The sequence below is a fragment of the Microbacterium sp. genome, assembly GCF_011620665.1.
Classification (GTDB): domain Bacteria; phylum Actinomycetota; class Actinomycetes; order Actinomycetales; family Microbacteriaceae; genus Microbacterium.
The window spans coordinates 5,096-7,980 of sequence record NZ_WOYQ01000068.1 but is presented as its reverse complement, the minus strand read 5'-3'; the positions used below and the strand labels follow the sequence as shown (position 1 = coordinate 7,980).

Annotated in this window: 4 protein-coding genes; 2 read left to right on the top strand and 2 right to left on the bottom strand. The window is 67.4% G+C overall.

The features are described from left to right. Positions 1 to 143 precede the first annotated feature (143 nt). Both purU and QZV81_RS08345 read right to left on the bottom strand, forming a co-directional pair. Complete coding sequence (gene purU, locus QZV81_RS08350; protein WP_292835629.1) at positions 144 to 1,025, bottom strand: formyltetrahydrofolate deformylase; 882 nt, start codon at positions 1,023 to 1,025, stop codon at positions 144 to 146. A gap of 69 nt (positions 1,026 to 1,094) precedes the next feature. Next, on the bottom strand, positions 1,095 to 1,265 hold the full coding sequence (locus tag QZV81_RS08345) for a CsbD family protein (RefSeq protein ID WP_292835626.1): 171 nt from the start codon (positions 1,263 to 1,265) through the stop codon (positions 1,095 to 1,097). A gap of 137 nt (positions 1,266 to 1,402) precedes the next feature. On the opposite strand from QZV81_RS08345, the gene QZV81_RS08340 reads away from it, so the two are divergent. Further along, positions 1,403 to 2,119: a GNAT family N-acetyltransferase gene (locus QZV81_RS08340; RefSeq protein WP_292835623.1), complete on the top strand. Its 717-nt coding sequence runs from the start codon at positions 1,403 to 1,405 to the stop codon at positions 2,117 to 2,119. Between the two features lie 31 nt (positions 2,120 to 2,150). Further along, positions 2,151 to 2,810, top strand: a complete 660-nt coding sequence (locus tag QZV81_RS08335; protein ID WP_292835620.1) for a cyclase family protein — start codon at positions 2,151 to 2,153, stop codon at positions 2,808 to 2,810. Positions 2,811 to 2,885 lie beyond the last annotated feature (75 nt).

Sequence of the window (2,885 nt, the reverse complement as noted above, 5' to 3'; positions counted from 1 at the left end):
GCGTCCCAGTTTGTGTCGCTTGAGGGGCGCTGGAGTGACACAAAGTGGGACACGGCCCCGCGGCGGCAGGCTGTGAGGGGCGCTGGAGTGACACAAAGTGGGACACGGTCGCGCGGCGGATCAGCGAGCGGGCCCGGCTCGGGTCAGAAAACGATGGTGTGATTGCCGTCCCGGAGTACGCGGTCCTGCGCATGCCAGAGGACAGCGCGCGAGAGCACCTGGCGCTCCACATCGGCCCCGCGGCGGGCGAGCTCGGTCGCGGATTCGGCGTGCGTGACCCGCACGGTGTCCTGCTCGATGATCGGCCCCTCGTCGAGATCATCGGTCACGTAGTGCGACGTGGCGCCGATGAGCTTGACCCCGCGTTCTTTGGCCTTCTTGTACGGCTCCGCACCGACGAAGGCGGGGAGGAACGAGTGGTGGATGTTGATCACCGGCACCGCGAGCTGCGTGAGGAAGTCACCCGAGAGGATCTGCATGTAGCGGGCCAGCACGACGAAGTCGACGTTGCCCACGAGCAGCCTCAGGATCTCGGCTTCGGAGGCCGACTTGTCGGGCCCGGTCGCCGAAGGCACGTGGAAGTACGGCACGCCGAAGCTGCGGACGTCCTCGGCCGTCGTCGTGTGGTTCGAGATCACCATGGGGATCGTGACGGGCAGATCGCCGCGGCGGTGCCGCCAGAGAAGATCGAGCAGGCAATGATCCTGCGTGCTGGCGAGTATCGCCATTCTCTTCGGAACCGACTGGTCGGTGAGTTCCCACGAAAGCTCGAAATCGGCGAGGGCGCGTGCCACTTCCCGCTCGATCTGGGGTCGATCCGCCGCGAAGTCGGGGCGGTGGAACACGACCCGCTGGAAGTAGGCGCCCCCGCGCGGGTCGTCGGAGTACTGGTCGAAGGCGACGATGTTGCCGCCGATGCGGGTGATCATGGCCGACACGGCTGCGACGATGCCGGGAGTGTCCTTCCCCTGCACGATGAGACAGGCGTGAGCGGGGAGAAGATGCGGTGTGTGGACCGGGGGCATGACTCGATTCTGCCGTGTCCACTCCTGCACGGTGCCCCGCCGAGACGGGCGGGGCACCGTGAGGGGGGCTTATTTGAAGGCGTCCTTGACGTTCTCGCCCGCCTTCTTGACGTCAGCCTTGGCCTGATCGGCTTTGCCCTCCGCCTCAAGGCTCTCGTTGCCGGTGATCTTGCCGGCCGCTTCCTTCGCCTTGCCTCCGAGGTCTTCAGCGGCGTTCTTGATCTTGTCGTCGAATCCCATGGGTCTTCCTTTCGTTCCGGCCGGCGTGAGCGCCGGCCACGCAACACTCAGGCTACGTCGACGCGAGAAGGATGCTGATGGGGTTGACGCGGGGGTCGATGTGACCTAGGACATCCGCGCTGGCGTAGGGTGGCGCCATGTCAGAGGGGACCGCATCGCCGGCGGGAATCGAGATTCGCGCCCTGGACTCGATGGAGCAGGTCTTCGTCGCGTCCGAGGTGCTGAGCGAGGTCTGGGGTGGCGATCGCACCGGCATGCCGCCCAACCTCCTGCGTGCGCTCGCGCACTCCGGCAACTACGCGGTGGGTCTCTACGACGGCGAGCGGATGATCGGCGCCTCGGCTGCCTGGTTCGCCGCACCCGCGCAACGGTCCATGCACTCGCACATCACCGGCATCCTTCCCGGCTACCGAGGCCAAAGTCTCGGTCGGCTCCTCAAACAGCACCAGCGCGCGTGGGCTCTCGCCCGCGATGTGGGGCACATCACGTGGACCTTCGATCCGCTCGTCGCGCGCAACGCGCACTTCAACGTGCGGGTACTCGGCGCCCGCGTCACGGAGTACCTCGTCGATCACTACGGAGCGATGGACGACGGTGTCAACCGCGGTGACGAGTCCGACCGCCTGATGGTGTCCTGGGCTCTGGCGGCGCCGGCATCCGCTCCACCCGAAGACCAGGTCGTCACGTCTGTGCCGGTGCCACACGACATCGAAGCACTGCGCCGCGCCGATCCCGCCGAAGCGCTCGAGTGGCGGTACCGGGTGCGCGACGCGTTCGGCGGACTGCTGTCGGACGGATTCGCCGTCGCAGGATTCGACGACACGAGGGGATACCTCTTCGCTCGCCTGACGTGAGCTGTCGGGGCGGGACCCTACGCTGGCGACTATGCCCATCGTCGATCTCAGCCATCCCATCCGCGCCGGACTCATCACCTACCCGGGGCTTCCCGCGCCTGTGATCACTTCGCATCTCACGCGTGAGGACTCGCGCGCGGCTTATGCCCCGGGGACCGAATTCGCGATGGACATCATCACGATGATAGGAAACACCGGCACGTACCTCGACTCACCCTTCCATCGCTACGCGGAAGGTCCCGACCTGGCCGGGCTCGATCTGGCGACTCTCGTGGGGCTCCGCGCCGAGGTCTTCCACCTGACGGATGCCGCCGAGCGGGGGATCAGCTCAGGCGTGTTCGCGGGTCGAGACCTGCGCGGCGCCGCCGTCCTTCTCCACACCGGCTGGGACCGCCTGTTCGGCCAGACTGCGTACGGCCGTGGAGCGCCGTTCTTGACCGGCGAGGCCGCCGAGTACCTCGTCGACGCCGGGGCAGCCCTCGTCGGCATCGATTCGGTCAACATCGATGACACCGAGTCCGGTGGAGAACGCCCCGCGCACTCGCGGCTGCTGGGTGCGGGCGTGCACGTGGTCGAGCACCTGACCCGCCTGGGCGAACTGCCGGCATCGGGCGCCCGGTTCACGGCTGCGCCGCCCGCCGTCGAGGGATTCGGCACGTTCCCCGTCCGCGCGTTCGCCGAGCTCGTGTGATCCCCGCTCGACTTCGTGAGCGGCGCCCTGGCGACCCGGACGGGTTCGCCCGGTAGATGAGTTGTGCACGATCAT